Here is an 18,187-nt window from a genome sequence, read left to right as displayed (position 1 = left end):
CAGAACCGCACGGCGCATCGCGCGCAGCATCGCCCTGGAATGAACCGCCATGACCTCTGATCCGACCCTTCGCCCTGATCGCCTGCCGGAAGATGCAGACCGCGCGCTGCGTCCGCAGGTACTGGCGGATTTTGTCGGCCAGGCCGAGGCGCGCGCCAATCTGAGCGTGTTCATCGAAAGCGCCAAGATGCGCGGCGAGGCGATGGACCACACGCTGTTCCACGGCCCGCCCGGTCTGGGCAAGACCACGCTGGCGCAGATCATGGCGCGGGAACTGGGGGTTGGGTTTCGCATGACCTCGGGCCCGGTGCTGGCCAAGGCGGGGGATCTGGCGGCGATCCTGACCAATCTGGAACCGCGCGACGTGCTGTTCATCGACGAGATCCACCGCCTGTCCGCGGTGGTGGAAGAGGTGCTCTATCCGGCGATGGAGGATTTTGCGCTGGATCTGGTGATCGGCGAGGGCCCCGCGGCCCGCACGGTGCGCATCGAGCTGCAACCTTTCACGCTGGTCGGGGCCACCACCCGGCTTGGCCTGCTGACCACGCCGCTGCGCGACCGCTTCGGTATCCCGACCCGCCTGCAATTCTACACCGAGGATGAACTGGACCTGATCGTCACCCGTGGCGCGCGCTTGCTGGGCATAGAGGCCGACGCCGAAGGCACCCGCGAAATCGCCCGCCGCGCGCGCGGCACACCGCGCATCGCCGGGCGCCTGCTGCGGCGCGTGGTGGATTTTGTGACAGTCGAAGGCACGGGCCGACTGACCCGCGCCATTGCCGATCACGCCCTGACCCGCATGGGCGTGGATCACCTCGGGCTCGATGGTGCCGACCGGCGGTACATGCTGCTTTTGGCCGAGAATTACGGCGGCGGGCCGGTCGGGGTTGAAACCATCGCCGCCGCGCTGTCGGAAAGCCGCGATGCGATCGAAGAAGTGATCGAGCCCTATCTGCTGCAACAGGGCCTGATCCAGCGCACACCGCGCGGCCGGATGCTAGCGGCAAAAGCTTGGCGCCATATCGGGCTGGAGCAACCCCGCAGCGCAGCGCAAAGCGGTTTGTTCGACAACTGAACGGTGGTGCCGCTCTCGGGCCCATTGAGGCCCCTCGACCGGCATTGCCATGGAATGCGGCACCGGCGGTACATCTGCCCTGCGTGCTCATGGCGGTGGAGGAAGATGAGTATTTTTGCAAAGTGCAAATATACAAGGATGCGCCCCGGCCCACGGGGTCGGTCCAACCCATGTGAGAGCTTCACACGCGACCGGGGCGACTTGCAGTTTGACGGTCATCGGGACTCCTCCCTGTACCGCAAGCACAGTGTTGCGGCAGAGGGGTAAGAAATCCCTTATGTATTTGCACTTTGCAAAAATACTCACAGCACGTGGTCACCAGACCTCAGGCTGGGCAGGCGCGGGCGGGCAACGCCGACCATGGCAATGCCTTTGTCCGGGGCTCGATGCCCCGGCCAAAGGCTCTGTGGTGTGAAATGTCGCGCTGGTGTTGCCCGCTGTTGAGGCGGCGAGGAAAAGTCCTTATGGCTCCGCTCGGCTGATTTTCGCACAGGAGAGCACCATGACCCCATTGGACATCGAAGCGCTGTTCACGCGCAGCACCGGCGACTATCTGTTTGCGCGCTGGGGGCGACCGATTGCGCCGGTGGTGTTCGGGGTGGAGGATGCCACGCTGGCGGTCGTCAAAGGGGCCATCGAGGCGATTGTGGCTCTGGCCGGGCATCAGATGGCCGAGACGGATCCCGAGCTCGGGGCCAATCTCATGGTGTTTTTCCTGCGCGACTGGGCGGAATTGCCGGAGGTTCCGAACCTTGCGCGCATGATCCCCGATCTGGGGCCGCTGTGCGAACGCCTCACGCAGGCAGGCGCCAATCAATATCGCAGTTTCCGCTTTGATGCGGAGGGCCGCATCAAGGCGGCCTTTGTGTTTGTGCGGATGGATGAGGATCTGAGTGGCATGCCCGCGGATGCGCTGGCGCTCAATCAGGCGGCGCAGGTGATTTGCCTCTGGTCTGACCGGGCGTTTCGGGAGCACTCACCGCTGGCACTGGCCGGTGAGACTGTCATCCTGCGGCCCGAGATCGGCGCGGTGATCCGCGCCTCTTATGACCGGATGATGCCCGCCGTGGCGCGTGATCCCAGCCACGCCCTGCGTCTTGCGGCGCGGATCGGGCAGGGCGGAGGCGGCGATGCATCGGTTTAAGCTGCGGGTCTATTACGAGGATACCGATCTTGCGGGCATCGTCTATTACGCCAATTATCTGAAGTTCATCGAGCGGGGCCGCAGCGAATGGGTGCGCAGTCTCGGCGTGGATCAGGTGCGGCTGCGGCAGGAGGCGGGCATTGTCTTTGCCGTGCGGCGCGTCGAGGCGGATTATCTGCGTCCGGCGGTATTTGATGATGTTCTGTCGGTCGAGACGCGGCTGATCGCTTTGGGCGGCAGCCGGATCGAGTTGGGACAGAACGTGCTGCGGGGCGACATCTGCCTGTTTGCGGCGAAGGTGACACTGGTCTGTCTAAGCGGCACAGGCCGGGCGGTGCGATTGCCTGCCGACATCCGCGCCCTGCTGGAGGCCGCCGGGATCTGAGGGCGATCTGCGCCGGGCGCATGGGCGCCATTGCGCATTCTGACAAGGATGTGTTGGCAATCCCCTTAAAATCAGGATAGAATCAGGTGTAAGAACGGCCGGAGACACGGCCCGGTATAAAAGAGCAGGCGTAATGGAAACGGAAACCCTTGCGATGGCGCAGGAGATTGATTTCTCCCTGCTCGCCCTTTTCGCACGCGCAACGATCACTGTGAAATTCGTCATGATCGGACTTTTGATCATGTCTTTCTGGTCTTGGGCCATCATCATCCGCAAACATCTGCTGTTTCGCGCCGCGCGGCAGGAGGCCGAGGTGTTCGACCGGTCTTTCTGGTCGGGCGAGCCGCTGGACGAGCTGTTTGAAAAGATCGGGCCGCAGCCGGACGGGCAGAGCGAAAAGATCTTTGCTGCCGGGATGCTGGAATGGCGGCGCAGCCACCGGCAGGATGGTGGGCTGATCGCCGGGGCGCAATCGCGCATCGACCGGGCGATGGATGTGGCGATTGCCCGCGAGAGCGAGACGCTGAACAGCGGGCTGAGCTTTCTGGCCACCGTCGGCTCTACCGCGCCGTTCATCGGGCTGTTCGGCACGGTGTATGGTATCATGCACGCCTTCACCGAGATTGCCGCGACCAAAAACACCGATCTGGCCACTGTGGCACCCGGCATCGCCGAGGCGCTGATGGCGACCGGCATCGGGCTTGTCGCCGCCATCCCGGCAGTGGTGTTCTACAACAAGCTGAATGCGGACAGCGAGCGGATCCTGGGCGGCTATGAGGCCTTTGCCGATGAATTCGCCACCATCCTGTCGCGCCAGCTGGACGCCTGAGCCATGGGGGCGGGGGTAGCCAAGAAATCGGGTGGCGGCGGTCGGCGTGGACGGCGGCGCGGGTCGTCGGCCTCGATGTCGGAAATCAACATCACGCCCTTCGTGGACGTGATGTTGGTGCTTTTGATCATCTTCATGGTGGCCGCGCCGATGCTGACGGTGGGGGTTCCGGTGGAATTGCCGGAAACCGCTGCGGCAAGCCTGCCGACCGAACAGGAAGAGCCGCTGGCCGTGACCATTGCCGCCGATGGCACCCTGTTCATCATGTCGACCGAAGTGTCAGACGAAGAGCTGATCCCCAAGCTGATGGCAATCTCTGCCGAGCGCACCTCGGACAAGGTGTTTTTGCGCGCGGATGGGGCGATCCCCTATGAGCGGGTGGCGCAGGTGATGGGCGCGCTGAATGCCGGGAATTTCCGCAATATCGGTCTGGTGACCGATGCGAACGGGCCGCTGATGGGTGGTGCTGTGGGTGGCGCTGTGGGTGGCGCTGCCGCCCCCGCCAATGACGGCGGCTAAGGCCTCGCGCGATGGATAAGGCGAACATCATCTCTGGCGTCGGGCATGTGAGCCTGATCCTTTGGGTGCTTTTGGGCGACATCCTGTTCAGCCCGCCGGAGCCGCCTGAGATGGCGGTGACCGAAGTGTCGCTGATGTCCTCGGCGGAATTTGATGCGCTGGTGGCAGCTTCTCCTACCGCCCCGCCTGCGCCCGAACAGACCGACAGCCCGACAGAGGCCGCTGTGGAGCCGCCGCCGGAGCCGGAACAGACCGAAGCGCCGGAAGAACCTGCGCCGCCGCCGGAACCGGCGCCCGAGGCCGAGGCAGAACCGCTGCCCGAGACCCTGCCGGAAGAAGCCGTGCCGCAACCCCTGGAAGCGCCCGAGCCGGTGGCCCCGCTGGCCGAGATCGAACAGCCGATCCCGGTGCCGCAAAGCTCGATCGTGCCGCGTCCGCGCCCGTCGCCGCGTGTGGCCCCGGTGCCGCAGGAAGCCCCGCCCGAGGATGTGCCAGTGGCCGAAGAGGTGCAGCAGGCCGTCAGCGAAGAGGCCGCCCCCGAGGCCCCGGTGGTCGAGGAAGAGCAGGAAGCCGCCGCCCCGGAAGAGGCGACGACCGAAATCGTGACCGAAGCGACCGAGACGGAACAGGCCCCGGCTTTGGCCCCGACATCCAGCCGTCGGCCACAATCGCGGCCGCGCCGCGCGGAAACCCCGGTGGAGCAGCCGTCCGAGACGCAATCGGCCAGCAGCGAAGCCGTCGAAGAGACGCCCGCACCGCAGGTGGATACGCAGGCGACGAATGATGCCGTGGCCGAGGCGCTGGCCGCAGAACTGGCCGCTGCCGCCCCGTCAGAGTCGGCGGCGGAAGCCCCGGCGGCGCAGGGCGGCTCTATCGCCGCCAATGGTCCGCCGATGTCGGCGGGCGAGATCGACGCGATGCGCGTGGCGGTGGAGCGGTGCTGGAACGTGGCAACCCTGTCGACCGAAGCGAGCCGGACCACCGTGGTCGTCGGCGTGTCGGTCGGGCAGGATGGCAAGCCGGTCTCCACCTCGATCCGCATGGTCAGCTCCAGCGGTGGGTCGGATGCTGCGGCACGGCAGTCCTATGAGGCCGCACGGCGCGCGATCCTGCGCTGCGGCAGCCAAGGCTTCCCGCTGCCGCCGGAGAAATACGAGACCTGGAAAGAGCTGGAACTGGTGTTCGATTCACGCGGGGTGGGGTTGTGAGTGTGTCTTTTGTGATGCCTGCTCTGGCGCTTGCCCTGTTGCTGCCGGTCCCGCTGGTCGCGCAGACCAGCCCGCCGTTCGATCCCTTGACGCGGGCGGAGATCAAGGCCTTGCGGCAGGGCGTGGAACGGTGCTGGAACACGGCCAAGCTGAGCCGTGCGGCGCTGGAGGCCGATATTGTGGTCGCCGTGTGGCTGCGGCCCGATGGCACGGTGATCGAGGACAGCATTGCGCTGATCAAAAGCAGGAGCGGTGATGACGAGGCGGTGGCGCAGGCCTATGACGCCGCCCACCGCGCATTGCTGGTGTGTGGCAAGACCGGCTTGCCGGTGCCGCTCGACAAATATGCGACCTGGCGAGAGCTTGAGATGTCCTTCGGCAACAGCGGGCGAACGAAATAGACCGGGTGCGCCCGGAGTGAACGCGGGGAAGGGCAGACTGTCACTCCCCTTATGGTATGAACGTGCAGGCTGTGGTGCGACCCCAGCCGATCAGAACAGGAATGAGGGCCAGATGAGCTGTCTCCGCTACCTTCTCTCTGCCGCGCTTGCGGTGGCCACTCTGACGGGGGGGCTTGTGTCGCCGCAAATGGCACAGGCCGAACCGCTGCGCATCGTGCTGGGCCAGCCGGTGATCGAGCCGATGCCCTTTGCGCTGCCGAACTTCGCGGATGAAGGCGGCGCGGGTGAACTGGCGGCGAATATTTCGGCAGTGGTGGCGGCTGATCTGATCAGCACCGGGCTGTTTGAACAGATCCCCGACAGCGCGCACATCCAGCGCATCACTTCGTTCGGCGCGCCAGTGTCCTATGCCGACTGGCAGGCGATCAATGCGCAGGCGCTGATCACCGGCGCGGTGCAGGCCTCGGGTGGGCAGATCGTGGTGAAATTCCGCCTGCATGACGTGTTTGCCAATGGCGAGCTGGGCGAAGGCCTGCAATTCGTTGGCACCACCGACAGCTGGCGCCGGATGGCGCATAAGGTGGCCGATGCCGTCTATAGCCGCATCACCGGCGAGACCGGCTATTTCGACAGCCGCATCGTGTTCGTGGCCGAAAGCGGCCCGAAGAACCAGCGGCAGAAGCGGCTGGCGGTGATGGATTATGATGGGGCGAACACCTCGTATCTGACCGACAGCTCGTCCATCGTGCTGGCCCCGCGCTTTTCGCCCTCGGGCGACCGGATCCTGTTCACCTCGTACTCGTCGGGTTTCCCGCAAATCTACATCATGGATGTGAGCAGCCTGTCGGTGCGCAGCCTTGGCGAACAGCCGGGCACCATGACGTTTGCACCGCGCTTTTCGCCGGATGGCGGCACGGTGGTGTTCAGTCTGGAACAGGGCGGCAATACCGATATCTATTCGCTGAACATCTCGTCCGGTGCGCTCAGCCAGCTGACCAATTCGCCCGCCATCGAAACCGCGCCGTCCTTCAGCCCGGATGGCAGTCAGATCGTGTTTGAAAGCGACCGTTCGGGCGGCCAGCAACTCTATGTGATGAGCGCGGGCGGCGGCGAGCCGCGGCGGATCTCGGGGGGGGCGGGGCGCTATGGCACGCCGGTCTGGTCGCCGCGCGGTGACTATATCGCTTTCACCAAGCAGAATGCCGGGCGCTTCCACATCGGGGTGATGCTGGCCGATGGCACCGAAGAAAAGCTGCTCACCTCGTCTTATCTGGATGAAGGCCCGACCTGGGCGCCGAATGGCCGGGTGATCATGTTCACCCGCCAACCGCCCGGCGAAGGCAATCCGGTGCTCTATACGGTGGATACGACGGGCCGGGTGCTGCGTCAGATCAGCACCGATACCGCCGCATCCGACCCGGCATGGTCGCCTTTGCTGCCGTAACAAAGATCACGGCGCCGTCGATTCCCTCGGCGGCGCAAACCTGTTAGACTCTGGTCAATCGAGCCAGGATGAAGAAGGAATTTCCCATGGCGTATGTTTCCAAGGCGCTGCTTCTGGTGGCAGTACTCGGCCTCGCGGCCTGTAATAACCCGGACCGTTACGGCGCAGGCGGTGCGGGTGCCGGTGGTGCGGGCGGCGCAGGCGGTGCCGGTGGCATCGGCGCGGGCGGCCTTGGCGGCCCGAACGATCCGACCTCGGTCGCCTATTTCCAGCAGACGCTGGGCGACCGCGTGTTCTTTGCCATCGACCAGTCCAGCCTGTCGGACGAAGCGCGCGGCATCCTGAGCCGTCAGGCCCAGTGGCTGCAACAGAACGCCGATTACGCCATCATCGTCGAAGGCCATGCCGACGAGCAGGGCACCCGTGAATACAACCTCGCACTTGGCGCGCGTCGTGCCTCGGCTGTGCAGAACTATCTGATCTCGCAGGGGATTTCGGCAGGCCGCATGCGCACTGTGTCCTACGGCAAAGAACGCCCGATCGAGGTGTGCTCGTCCGAGGCGTGCTTCTCGAAGAACCGTCGTTCGGTGACGGTGCTGTCGATGGGCGCGGGGGCCTGATCTTGATGGGCTTGCGCGCCGTTGCGCTGGCATTGATCCTGCTGCCCGGACTGGCCTTTGGTCAGGACCGGGCGCAGACGCTGGCGGATATCAAATCTGAAATCGCCGCGCTCAACGCCGAATTTTCGGCGTTGAAGCAAGAGCTTGTCACCACGGGCGCTGTGCAGTCCGGCGCGGCGGGCGGATCGGCGCTGCAACGGCTGGATGCCATCGAAGCCGCGCTGGTGCGCCTGACCGCCAAGAACGAAGAGGTGGAACTGCGCCTGAACCGGGTGGTCAGTGATGGCACCAACCGGATCGGCGATCTGGAGTTCCGGGTGGTGGAACTGGAAGGCGGCGATATCGGGTCGCTGCCGCCGACAACCCCGCTGGGGGGCGAGGCTGCGGCTGCAACACCGCCCCGCCCCGTTGAAACCGCCCCAGCCCCTGGGGGAGCCGAGCTTGCCATCGGCGAACAGGAGCAGTTTGACCGGGCCAAGGGGGTGCTCGGTCAAGGTGACTTTCGTGCCGCCGCGGACCAGCTTGCGGCCTTTGCCGCGGCCTACCCGGGCAGCCCCCTGATGGCCGAGGCGCAGATCCTGCGGGGGGATGCGCTGAAACAGGCAGGCGATGCGGCCAATGCCGCACGCTCTTACCTTGAGGCGTTTTCCGGCAAGCCGGATGGGCCTATGGCGGGGCAGGCGCTGGTCAAGCTGGGGCAGTCGCTGGCCGATCTGGGTCAGGTGCCCGAGGCCTGCGTGACCCTAGCCGAGGTGGGCGTGCGCTTCCCCGGTTCGGCCGCCGCAACCGAGGCGGGCGCCGCGATGGCGGGTCTGGCCTGCCAATGAGCGGCCCGGCGTGACGCAGCGGCCTTTGGGCGCAGAGGCGGACGCGGGCCTGCTGCAAACGATCAGAACAGCGCTGTTGCGCGACACATCCGCCCGGATCGGCATTGCCGTTTCGGGCGGTGGTGATTCGACGGCCCTGCTGCATCTGGCGCTGCGGGTCGCGCCGGGGCTGGGCTTCGCCGTTGAAGCTGTCACTGTCGATCACGGATTGCGGCCCGAAAGTGCCGCGGAGGCGGCACAGGTCGCGGCACTCTGTGCCGCGCAGGGCCTTCCCCATGCAACGCTGCTGTGGCAGGACCGCACGGCAACCGGCAATCTGATGGATCAGGCCCGCCGCGCCCGGTTTGCGCTGATCTCCGATTGGGCCAGAGGCCGGGGAATTGGCCGGGTGCTGCTGGGCCATACGGCGGATGATCAGGCCGAAAGCTTTTTGATGAATCTGGGCCGGGTGGCCGGGCTGGACGGGCTGTCGGGGATGCGCCCGCAGTGGCAAGCGCAAGGGATTCTGTGGCAGCGTCCCTTGCTGGGGCAGGGCCGGGCGGACCTGCGCGACTATCTACGCCGCAACGGCGTCGCGTGGATTGACGACCCGAGCAACGACAATGACCGCTTTACCCGTATCAAGGCACGGCAGGCGCTGGCCGCTTTGGCCCGGTTGGGCATCAGTGTCAAGACGCTGGCAGGCACGATTGCGAATCTGTCTCAGGCGCGCGCGGCCCTGACCCGGACTTTGTCCGATGTGGTGGCCGCGCATGTGACAGAGGCCGCAGGGGCGCTGCTGATGCCGGTGCAGATCTTTGACGATTTGCCGCCCGATCTGCGGCGGCGGCTGCTGAGTGCCGCGATCCGTTGGATGGCAGGGGCCGACTATGCGCCGCGCGAAAGCCAGCTTGGTCGGTTGGGGGACAATCTGGCTCAGAAACAGGCGGCGATGCTGGGCGGCGTGCGCTTCCGTTTTGCCGCAGACCGCCTGCAGATCAGCCGCGAACCCCGCGCCGTCATGGGGGCAATGGCGACGGACGCACTCTGGGATCATCGCTGGCAGATGACAGGCCCGCATCATTCGGGTTTGACGGTGGCCGCCCTTGGCGCGGCGGGCCTGCGCCTGTGCAAGGACTGGCGCAGCACCGGCCACAACCGCGACGCGCTGCTGGTCAGCCCGGCGATCTGGCACGGCGACCGCCTTGTCGCCGCCCCGCTGGCGCAAAAATCCGACGATTGGCAGGCCAAACTCGGCCCGAGTTTCGGAATGTTCATCTTATCGCATTGAACCCACCCGACTTATGTCTATTTTAGAAGCAACGCCGCGCGCGGCCTGCCTCTGCGCGCCTGCTTCCAAGGAGTTCCTTCGTGGGTAATGCACGAAATATCGCATTCTGGGTCGTTCTGTTTCTGCTGATCCTCGCGCTGTTCAATATGTTCAGTGGGGGGCAGACGACCAGCGCCTCGCGCAACCTGTCGTATTCGGAGTTTATTGCCCGGGTGGATGAAGGACAGGTGTCCAGCGTCACGCTGGATGGCGAACGCGTTCTGGTGCGGGGGAAAGATGGCAATACCTATGCCACGATCAAGCCGCAGGATGAAAACATCACCGACCGGCTGATTTCCAAAGGCGTCGAAGTGCGGGCCGAGGCGCAGGAGCAATCGGGCTTCCTGTCGCTGATATCGCTCTGGCTGCCGTTCCTCGTGCTGATCGGCATCTGGATCTTCTTCATGAACCGGATGCAGGGCGGCGGACGCGGCGGCGCGATGGGCTTTGGCAAAAGCCGGGCCAAGCTGCTGACGGAAAAGCATGGCCGTGTGACCTTTGATGACGTGGCAGGCATCGACGAGGCCAAGGAAGAGCTGGAAGAGATCGTTGAATTCCTGCGCAACCCGCAGAAATTCTCGCGGCTTGGCGGCAAGATCCCGAAAGGCGCGCTGCTGGTCGGCCCGCCCGGCACGGGGAAAACCCTGCTGGCGCGTGCGATTGCGGGCGAGGCGGGCGTGCCCTTCTTCACCATCTCCGGCTCTGACTTCGTGGAGATGTTCGTGGGCGTCGGCGCATCCCGTGTGCGTGACATGTTCGAACAGGCCAAGAAAAACGCGCCCTGTATCGTGTTCATCGACGAGATCGACGCCGTGGGCCGCGCCCGGGGTGTGGGCATCGGCGGTGGCAATGACGAACGCGAACAGACGCTGAACCAGCTTCTGGTCGAAATGGACGGGTTCGAGGCGAATGAGGGCGTGATCATCGTCGCCGCCACCAACCGCAAGGACGTGCTGGACCCGGCGCTGCTGCGCCCGGGCCGTTTTGACCGCCAGATCCATGTGCCGAACCCCGACATCAAGGGTCGCGAAAAGATCCTGACCGTTCACGCCCGCAAGGTGCCGGTCGGCCCCGATGTCGATCTGCGCATCATAGCCCGTGGTTGCCCCGGCTTCTCGGGTGCCGACCTTGCCAACCTCGTGAACGAGGCCGCCCTGATGGCCGCCCGTGTCGGCCGCCGCTTTGTGACCATGGATGATTTCGAGCAGGCCAAGGACAAGGTGATGATGGGGGCAGAGCGCCGCTCGATGGTGCTGACCGCCGATCAGAAGGAAAAGACTGCCTATCACGAGGCAGGCCATGCGATTGTCGGCATGAACATGCCGAAATGTGATCCGGTCTACAAAGCCACGATCATCCCGCGCGGCGGTGCCCTTGGCATGGTGGTCAGCCTGCCGGAGATGGACCGGCTGAACATGCACAAGGATGAAGGCAAGCAGAAGATCGCGATGACGATGGCAGGCAAGGCCGCCGAAATCATCAAATACGGCGAAGAGGGTGTGTCCTCTGGCCCGGCCGGCGATATTCAGCAGGCCAGCAGCCTGGCACGCGCGATGGTTATGCGGTGGGGCATGTCGGATGTGATCGGCAATATCGACTATGCCGAAGCGCATGAAGGCTATCAGGGCAATACGGGCGGCTTCTCGGTTTCGGCGGAAACCAAGAAACTGATCGAGGCGGAAGTGAAGCGCCTGATCGACGAAGGCTATGAAACCGCCTACCGGGTGCTGACCGAAAAGTCGGAAGAGTTTGAACGGCTCGCCAAGGGTCTGCTGGAATACGAAACTCTGACCGGCGATGAAATCCGCAAGGTTGTGGCGGGCGAGGTTCTGGGCAGCGATGATGATGCGGGCGGCTCCAACGATGGTGGTTCTGCCGCTTCGGTGATCGCCATTCCCAAGACCAAGCCGAAATCGGCCAAGCCGGATGCCGGGCTTGAACCCGAACCTCTGGCCTGACGGGTGACTGCCAGCCTCACAGATTGGAACCCCGGGGCCTATTCAAGGTTCCGGGGTTTGCGTTTGCGGCCTGCGCTGGATCTGCTGATGCAGACCGGAACGCCGCCTGCGGGCGACATCATTGATCTGGGCTGTGGCGATGGTGCGATGGCGGCGGCGCTGCGGGCGCGCTTTCCCAAGCGGCGGCTGGTCGGGGTCGATGCCTCGCCCGCCATGCTGGCGCAGGCGCGTGGTTACGATGCGACCGCCGAGGCGGACATCGCCCAATGGCAGCCCGACACGCGGCCCGCGCTGATCTTTTCCAATGCCGTGCTGCAATGGCTGCCCGATCACGCGCAGCTGATGCTGCATCTGGCCGGGCTTTTGGCCCCCGGTGGTATTCTGGCGGTGCAGATGCCGCGCCAGTCGCTTGCCCCGTCGCACCGCTTCATGCGCGATATTGCAGCGGCGCTGTTCCCCGACCGCTTTGATTTTTCCGGCTACGAGCCGCCGGTCTGGCCTGCACAAACCTATTGGCGGCTGCTGGCCCCGCTGGGCACGGTCGAGGCGTGGCAAACTGATTACATGCACCGGCTCGATCCGGCGGATGGCGCGCATCCGGTGCGCCGCTTTACCGAAAGCACGGCGATGCGCCCGTTTCTGGCACAGCTGACCGCCGAGGAGGCCGACCATTTCCGCGCGGCCTATGACGAAGCCTTGGCCCATGCCTATCCGGCCGAAGCCGATGGGGCGGTGCTGATGCCGTTTCGGCGGGTGTTTTTCACCCTGACCCTGCCGGTCTGATTACGGGTCGCGGTATCATTCGGCAGGCCGGGCCGCGCCGCCCACAGATTCGCGGCTGTGCGCTTCGGTCTGGTGGCTGATTCCTCAAAATGGAATGTATGTTCTGTTTATGGAAATATTTCGCCGTGCCATTCCAAACTTTCCGATCGGAAACCGGAACTGGCGATTTTGCGTGGGCTTAGGTCGGAATCGGTCCTGTGGTGGGCTCTGCGTGTCGGTATCGTGAGGTCAACCAAGAGATTGGGCAGTCACACCCCCAGGGAGATACGCATGGCCTTCAAGACCGATATCGAAATTGCACGCGAAGCCAAGAAGAAGCCGATCATGGAGATCGGCGCAAAGCTCGGTATCCCGTCGGAACATCTGCTGCCCTATGGCCATGACAAGGCCAAGGTCAGCCAGGACTTCATCAAATCGCTGGCCGACCGTCCGAATGGCAAACTGATCCTCGTGACCGCGATCAACCCGACCCCGGCGGGCGAAGGCAAGACCACGACCACCGTCGGTCTGGGCGATGGCCTGAACCGCATCGGCAAAAAGGCCGTGATCTGTATCCGCGAAGCCAGCCTAGGGCCGAATTTCGGCATGAAGGGCGGCGCTGCGGGTGGCGGCATGGCTCAGGTCGTGCCGATGGAAGAGATGAACCTTCACTTCACCGGCGACTTCCACGCGATCACCTCGGCGCATAACCTGCTGTCCGCGATGATCGACAACCATATCTACTGGGGCAACAGCCTGCAGATCGACCAGCGCCGCATCGTGTGGCGCCGGGTGATGGATATGAACGACCGCGCGCTGCGCGACATCGTGGTCAACCTTGGCGGCGTGTCCAACGGCTTCCCCCGTCAGACCGGCTTTGACATCACCGTGGCCTCCGAAGTCATGGCGATCCTCTGCCTGTCGAACGATCTGGAAGACCTGCAAAAACGTCTGGGCGACATCGTGGTGGCCTATACCCGCGAAAAGACCCCGATCTATTGCCGCGACATCAAGGCCGATGGTGCCATGACCGTGCTGCTGAAAGACGCGATGCAGCCGAACCTGGTGCAGACGCTGGAAAACAACCCGGCCTTCGTGCATGGTGGCCCGTTTGCCAATATCGCGCATGGCTGCAACTCGGTCATCGCCACCAAGACCGCGCTGAAACTGGGCGAATATGTTGTGACCGAAGCCGGTTTCGGCGCTGACCTCGGGGCCGAGAAGTTCTTCGACATCAAGTGCCGCAAGGCGGGCCTGAAGCCTTCGGCTGCAGTCATCGTGGCCACTGTGCGCGCGATGAAGATGAACGGCGGCGTCGCCAAAGCCGATCTGGGGGCCGAGAATGTCGAGGCCGTCAAGAAAGGCTGCCCGAACCTTGGCCGTCACATTGCCAACGTCAAATCCTTCGGCGTGCCGGTGGTTGTGGCGATCAACCACTTCTTCAGCGACACCGATGCCGAAGTCGAAGCCGTGAAAGCCTATGTGGCAGAACAGGGCGCCGAGGCGATCCTGTGCAAGCACTGGGCGAAAGGCTCGGAAGGCATCGAGGATCTGGCGAAAAAGGTTGTCGCGCTGGCCGAAAGCGGCGCTGCCAACTTCTCGCCGATCTACCCGGATGACATGCCGCTGTTCCAGAAGGTCGAAACCATCGCCAAGCGCATCTATCACGCTGACGAGGTTCTGGCCGACAAGTCGATCCGCGATCAGCTGAAATCCTGGGAAGCCGCTGGTTATGGCCATCTGCCGATCTGCATGGCGAAAACCCAATACAGCTTCACCACCGATCCGAACGTGCGTGGCGCGCCCACGGGCCATTCGGTGCCGGTGCGCGAAGTGCGCCTGTCGGCAGGGGCGGGCTTCATCGTGGTCATCTGCGGTGAAATCATGACCATGCCGGGCCTGCCCAAGGTGCCTTCTGCCGAAGTGATCCGGCTGAATGACGAAGGCTTTGTCGAAGGGCTGTTCTGATCCCGGCGACAGCACGTCACCTTGCGCTCCTGCCCGCGAAGATTTACCTCGCGGGCAGGAAGTGAAGGAGAGCGTGATGAAAGCTCCGGCAGAATGCCAGAACATGACCGAACTCCGTGTCGAGATCGACGCGCTGGATGGTCAGATCGTGGCGATGCTGAAACGGCGGGCGGGTTACATCGACCGGGCCGCCGAACTCAAACCCGCAGAGGGGCTTCCGGCCCGGATTGCGGATCGTGTGGAAGAGGTCGTGGACAATGTGCGCGCCCGGGCCGAAATCGAAGGTCTGGACCCTGCGCTGGTCGAAGCGATCTGGCGGCTGATGATCGACTGGTCGATTGCCCGCGAAGAAAAGGTGCTGGGGGCCTGACCCCGGAAAGGGTCATGGCATGACGGCAACATGGATTGACGGGCGCGCCATTGCGGCGCGCATGGTCGCAGAGGTTCGCAGCGATGCGGCAGAGCTTGCCGCGAAGGGCTGGACCCCGCGTCTTGTGTCGATCTCGGTCGGGGACGTGGCCGCCGCAGAGCTGTATGTGCGCAACCAGCAACGGCAGGCCGAGGCCGCCGGTGTGGCCTTCGAGGCGCGCAACTATCCCGCAACGATCAGTCTGGAACAGTTGACCGGCGTGATGATCGGCCTGAACGCCGATCCGCGCGTGAATGGTATCATCATCCAGCGCCCCTTACCCGCGCATATCCCGGTAAAGACACTGCAAAAGGCGGTGCATCCGTTGAAGGATGTCGAGGGCATGCACCCGTCGAGCATCGGAAATATCGTCTATAACGATCTGGCGCTTGGCCCCTGCACCGCCGTTGCGGCGGTGGAGATCCTGAAAACCCTGCCGCTGAACATCGAAGGGCTGGATGTCTGCGTGATCGGCCATTCCGAAATCGTCGGCAAACCCATCGCCTTTCTGATGATGGGGCTGGGGGCCACTGTCACAGTGTGCCACCACATGACGCGGCAGGTGGCAGTGCATAGCCGCGCCGCCGATGCGGTGTTCGTGGCGGTCGGCAAGCCCGGGCTGGTGACGGGCGAGATGCTGAAACCGGGGGCGGCGCTGATCGACATCGGCATCAACCGGGTGGATGGCCGCACGGTGGGCGATGCCGATTTCGACAGTTGTGCCCGCGTGGCGGGTTGGATCACCCCGGTGCCCGGCGGCGTCGGGCCGGTGACGGTGGCCACGCTGATGAAGAATGCCGTGCTGGCAACCCGGATGCAGATGGAACATTACGCGACCGCGTTTGCGGTGGAAGCTTGAGGGAGTATGGCGATGACGGCGGCAATCATTGACGGCAAGGCCTTTGCGGCCAAGGTGCGCGGCGAAGTAGCGGCGCATGTGGCACGGCTGAAGGAAGAACACGGGCTGCAACCCGGTCTGGCCGTGGTGCTGGTGGGCGAAGATCCGGCAAGCCAGGTCTATGTGTCGTCCAAGGGCAAGCAGACGGTCGAGGTGGGCATGAAGTCCATCGAACACAAGCTGGAGGCCGATACGTCCGAGGCGGATCTGCTGGCGCTGATTGCCCGGCTGAACGCCGATCCCTCGATCCACGGGATTCTGGTGCAATTGCCGCTGCCCGGGCATCTGAACTCGGAACTCGTGATCAACTCGATTGATCCGGCCAAGGATGTGGACGGGTTCCATATCTCCAATGTGGGTCTGCTGGGCACCGGGCAGAAGTCGATGGTGCCCTGCACGCCGCTGGGCTGCCTGATGATGCTGCGCGATCATCATGGTAAGCTGGCCGGAATGAATGCGGTTGTGGTCGGGCGGTCGAACATCGTCGGCAAACCGATGGCGCAGCTGCTGCTGGGCGACAGCTGCACCGTGACCATCGCACATAGCCGCACCAAGGATCTGGCCGCCGTCTGCCGCAGCGCCGATATTCTGGTGGCGGCCGTCGGCCGGCCCGAGATGCTGACCGGCGATTACGTGAAGCCGGGGGCGACGGTGATCGACGTGGGCATCAACCGCATCGAACGCGATGGCAAGACCAAGCTGGTCGGCGATGTGGAATTCGCCAGCGCCGCCGCCGTGGCCGGGGCGATCACCCCCGTGCCGGGCGGTGTGGGGCCGATGACCATCGCCTGTCTGCTGGCGAATACGCTGACCGCCTGCTGCCGGGCGCATGGTCTGCCGGAACCGGCAGGCCTGACGGCGTGACACAGGCGGGCCGGGCTGGCAACAGACCCGGCCTTTCTGTCTAACATACATTGTAGCAAAGGAATTTTACGGCTATCCGGTAGACAGATTGTGTTGATGGTGCCGGGGCAGATGCACGCCTTTTTTGCTGTTCTGAAAGCGGATTTCCGCAGTGCCGTGCCCTATGTCGTTTGGGCCGTGTTGACCGTTGTTGTGGCTTTGGCGGGCCCGTTCGGCAGCTATGTCGGCTTGGATCTGCCGCAGCGGCTTGTATTCTGGGGCGTGTTGATGGCCCTCGGCATTCTGGCCGGAACAATCTGCCGGGCTGCCGTGCATGAACTGCTGGGGCTGCGGGATTTCCGCCGGGGCGCGTTTCTGACCGCGATGCTGTCTGCCGTGATCCTGACATGGCCGCTTTATGCGCTGGCCGATCATATGTTCGATCAGGAAAAGGCGCTGGCCCCCGATCATTTCGAAATCGCGCTGTTCATCTTTGCCACCTCGCTGTGCGTCGGCGCGTTCCGTCATTCGCTGGGTCTGATGCCCAACCCGCTGGAGGGCCGCGCCTTTGCCGAAGTGGCAGAGCAGGACGCGCCGCCAGAGATGCCGGCCCCGCCGCTGCCGCGCGTGGTGTCGCGGCTCGATCCCGCGTTGCAGGGCCGCCTGATCGCGATGACCGTGCGCAACCACTATGTCGATGTGACCACCACGGCGGGGCAGGGCAGCATCCTGATGCGGTTTGCCGATGCCATGGCCGAGGCGACCGAAGAAAGCGGCATCCAGATCCACCGCTCGCATTGGGTGGCGTGGTGGGCGGTGACTGGCGTCGACAAGGCGGAGGGCAAGGTCTGGGTGACGCTGGCGCAGGACATGCGCCTGCCAGTCAGCAAATCTCATCGCGCCAAGCTGGAAGAGCGCGGTCTGCTATAGGCCGCCGCATAGGGCAGGGCGCGGGCGGTCTGCCCGGTCAGAATGGCCAGCGCCTTTGGGCCCATCAGCGCATCCAGCGCCGGGGCACCGCAGGCCAGACCGCCGGTGTAACTGCCATAGGCGGGCAGGATCAGCCGATCCGGCAGCGACAGCAGAAAGCAGGGGCGGCTTTGCCCCGCCAACCGCGCCTTCGGGTGATAATGGCCCGAAACCTCGGCACTGGCCCCGGCCTCTGCGATGTGGCGGAAGGTGATTCCAGCCTCGACATGCGTGGTTAGATGCCTGCCGCCCAGTTGGGCCGGGCCGGGATCGTGATTGCCCTCGACCCAGATCCAGTGCCGCCCGGCCATCAGGCGCAGCAGCGTAGCGCGGTCTGCCGTATCCAGCTCGGTCTCGGCGGTCAGATCATCGAAACTGTCGCCAAGGCAGATCACCTGCGCGGCCTGTGTCTGCGTCAGATCCGCCTCCAGCCGTTGCAAGGTGGCGCGGGTTTCATAGGGCGGCAAAAGCCCGCCGCCGCGCCGCGCCAGTCGGGCCGATTTGCCGAAATGCAGATCCGATACGACCAGCATCTGTTGCGCAGGCCAATGCAGCGCACCTGAAGGCAGGGCGCGCAGATCCGCATCCGCAAAGGCAAAGCTGTAAGCCGTCATCGCCT

19 protein-coding genes are annotated in these 18,187 nt (G+C 64.4%); 18 read left to right on the top strand and 1 reads right to left on the bottom strand.

The window, feature by feature from the left end; genetic code table 11:
- The first annotated feature begins 49 nt into the window (after positions 1–49).
- From ruvB to KM031_RS05770, 18 genes are all read left to right on the top strand, one after another.
- A complete protein-coding gene (ruvB, locus tag KM031_RS05855; RefSeq protein WP_215503595.1) occupies positions 50–1,075 on the top strand; it encodes a Holliday junction branch migration DNA helicase RuvB in 1,026 nt (341 codons plus the stop codon).
- 502 nt (positions 1,076–1,577) lie between these two features.
- On the top strand, positions 1,578–2,219 hold the full coding sequence (locus KM031_RS05850) for a hypothetical protein (protein WP_215503594.1): 642 nt from the start codon (positions 1,578–1,580) through the stop codon (positions 2,217–2,219).
- Complete coding sequence (gene ybgC, locus KM031_RS05845; protein ID WP_215503593.1) at positions 2,206–2,604, top strand: tol-pal system-associated acyl-CoA thioesterase; 399 nt, start codon at positions 2,206–2,208, stop codon at positions 2,602–2,604. Before KM031_RS05850 ends, ybgC begins: the two co-directional genes overlap by 14 nt.
- 133 nt (positions 2,605–2,737) lie before the next feature.
- Entirely contained in the window at positions 2,738–3,433 is a 696-nt protein-coding gene (tolQ, locus tag KM031_RS05840) for a protein TolQ (RefSeq protein WP_215503592.1), read from the top strand.
- Positions 3,434–3,436: 3 nt separating this feature from the next.
- Positions 3,437–3,952: a protein TolR gene (gene tolR / locus KM031_RS05835; RefSeq protein ID WP_215503591.1), complete on the top strand. Its 516-nt coding sequence runs from the start codon at positions 3,437–3,439 to the stop codon at positions 3,950–3,952.
- 11 nt (positions 3,953–3,963) lie between these two features.
- Entirely contained in the window at positions 3,964–5,160 is a 1,197-nt protein-coding gene (gene tolA / locus KM031_RS05830; protein WP_215503590.1) for a cell envelope integrity protein TolA, read from the top strand.
- A complete protein-coding gene (gene tolA / locus KM031_RS05825; protein ID WP_215503589.1) occupies positions 5,157–5,561 on the top strand; it encodes a cell envelope integrity protein TolA in 405 nt (134 codons plus the stop codon). Before tolA (KM031_RS05830) ends, tolA (KM031_RS05825) begins: the two co-directional genes overlap by 4 nt.
- Before the next feature lie 112 nt (positions 5,562–5,673).
- Positions 5,674–7,005 carry a Tol-Pal system beta propeller repeat protein TolB gene (tolB, locus tag KM031_RS05820; protein ID WP_215503588.1) on the top strand — a complete coding sequence of 444 codons (1,332 nt, stop codon included), beginning with the start codon at positions 5,674–5,676 and terminating at the stop codon, positions 7,003–7,005.
- Positions 7,006–7,091: 86 nt separating this feature from the next.
- The gene (gene pal, locus KM031_RS05815) at positions 7,092–7,625 is read left to right on the top strand and encodes a peptidoglycan-associated lipoprotein Pal (RefSeq protein WP_215503587.1); all 534 of its coding nucleotides are present in this window, start codon (positions 7,092–7,094) and stop codon (positions 7,623–7,625) included.
- A 5-nt stretch (positions 7,626–7,630) separates the two neighbouring features.
- A complete protein-coding gene (gene ybgF / locus KM031_RS05810; protein ID WP_215503960.1) occupies positions 7,631–8,452 on the top strand; it encodes a tol-pal system protein YbgF in 822 nt (273 codons plus the stop codon).
- 76 nt (positions 8,453–8,528) lie between these two features.
- Positions 8,529–9,722 carry a tRNA lysidine(34) synthetase TilS gene (tilS, locus tag KM031_RS05805; protein WP_260692115.1) on the top strand — a complete coding sequence of 398 codons (1,194 nt, stop codon included), beginning with the start codon at positions 8,529–8,531 and terminating at the stop codon, positions 9,720–9,722.
- Positions 9,723–9,802: 80 nt separating this feature from the next.
- On the top strand, positions 9,803–11,719 hold the full coding sequence (gene ftsH, locus KM031_RS05800) for an ATP-dependent zinc metalloprotease FtsH (RefSeq protein WP_215503586.1): 1,917 nt from the start codon (positions 9,803–9,805) through the stop codon (positions 11,717–11,719).
- A gap of 57 nt (positions 11,720–11,776) precedes the next feature.
- Complete coding sequence (locus KM031_RS05795; protein WP_260692114.1) at positions 11,777–12,502, top strand: methyltransferase domain-containing protein; 726 nt, start codon at positions 11,777–11,779, stop codon at positions 12,500–12,502.
- Positions 12,503–12,772: 270 nt separating this feature from the next.
- A complete protein-coding gene (locus KM031_RS05790; protein WP_215503585.1) occupies positions 12,773–14,449 on the top strand; it encodes a formate--tetrahydrofolate ligase in 1,677 nt (558 codons plus the stop codon).
- 76 nt (positions 14,450–14,525) lie between these two features.
- Positions 14,526–14,819, top strand: coding sequence for a chorismate mutase (locus KM031_RS05785; RefSeq protein ID WP_215503584.1), 294 nt, complete (start codon positions 14,526–14,528; stop codon positions 14,817–14,819).
- A 19-nt stretch (positions 14,820–14,838) separates the two neighbouring features.
- Positions 14,839–15,717 (top strand): bifunctional 5,10-methylenetetrahydrofolate dehydrogenase/5,10-methenyltetrahydrofolate cyclohydrolase, encoded by an 879-nt coding sequence (locus KM031_RS05780; protein ID WP_215503583.1) that lies wholly within the window; start codon positions 14,839–14,841, stop codon positions 15,715–15,717.
- 12 nt (positions 15,718–15,729) lie between these two features.
- Positions 15,730–16,620, top strand: coding sequence for a bifunctional methylenetetrahydrofolate dehydrogenase/methenyltetrahydrofolate cyclohydrolase FolD (folD, locus tag KM031_RS05775; protein WP_215503582.1), 891 nt, complete (start codon positions 15,730–15,732; stop codon positions 16,618–16,620).
- Between the two features lie 111 nt (positions 16,621–16,731).
- Positions 16,732–17,529, top strand: a complete 798-nt coding sequence (locus KM031_RS05770; protein WP_215503581.1) for a LytTR family DNA-binding domain-containing protein — start codon at positions 16,732–16,734, stop codon at positions 17,527–17,529.
- Here the strand turns inward: KM031_RS05770 and pdeM are convergent.
- Entirely contained in the window at positions 17,493–18,182 is a 690-nt protein-coding gene (gene pdeM, locus KM031_RS05765) for a ligase-associated DNA damage response endonuclease PdeM (protein WP_215503580.1), read from the bottom strand. The genes KM031_RS05770 and pdeM overlap by 37 nt on opposite strands.
- Positions 18,183–18,187 lie beyond the last annotated feature (5 nt).

Origin of the sequence: Gemmobacter fulvus, from assembly GCF_018798885.1 — a bacterium.
GTDB classification, from domain to species: Bacteria; Pseudomonadota; Alphaproteobacteria; order Rhodobacterales; family Rhodobacteraceae; genus Gemmobacter; species Gemmobacter fulvus.
Note: the sequence above shows the minus strand (reverse complement) of the source record. Positions and strands in the feature narration are given on the sequence as shown.